This is a genomic window from Nocardioides antri, assembly GCF_008373765.1.
Taxonomy (GTDB): domain Bacteria; phylum Actinomycetota; class Actinomycetes; order Propionibacteriales; family Nocardioidaceae; genus Nocardioides; species Nocardioides antri.
The window spans coordinates 1-338 of record NZ_VUJW01000066.1 but is presented as its reverse complement, the minus strand read 5'-3'; the positions used below and the strand labels follow the sequence as shown (position 1 = coordinate 338).

1 pseudogene is annotated in these 338 nt (G+C 75.1%); it reads right to left on the bottom strand.

Features of this window, described 5'->3' with window-relative positions:
• Window positions 1-60 precede the first annotated feature (60 nt).
• Window positions 61-338, bottom strand: a pseudogene (locus tag F0U47_RS21495) (YdeI family protein); the annotation flags it as partial.

Sequence of the window (338 nt, the reverse complement as noted above, 5' to 3'; positions counted from 1 at the left end):
GCGCACGGACCGGTGGTCGACGCGGAGGCGTCAGCCGTCGGGTGACGCGACGAAGCCGGCTCAGCTGCCGGCAGCGACCGCCGCGTCCCAGCGGCCGTCGGCCTTGGCGGCGTCGGTCGCGGCGCGGCCGGCATCGGTCATCAGGCCTTCGCGCTCGAGGAGGGCGACCCGGGTGACGTTGGAGGGGGACCACTTGCTCTTCGGGCCGCGCGGGGTGAACCGGATGAACGTCGACTCCGCGTCCCGGCTGCGCGCCTGCGCGTCGGTCCACCCAGAGCAGAGCGCCTCGAGCACGTCCTCCTCGTCGGCCAGCGCGGTCACCGTGCCGCCCTTCCTGG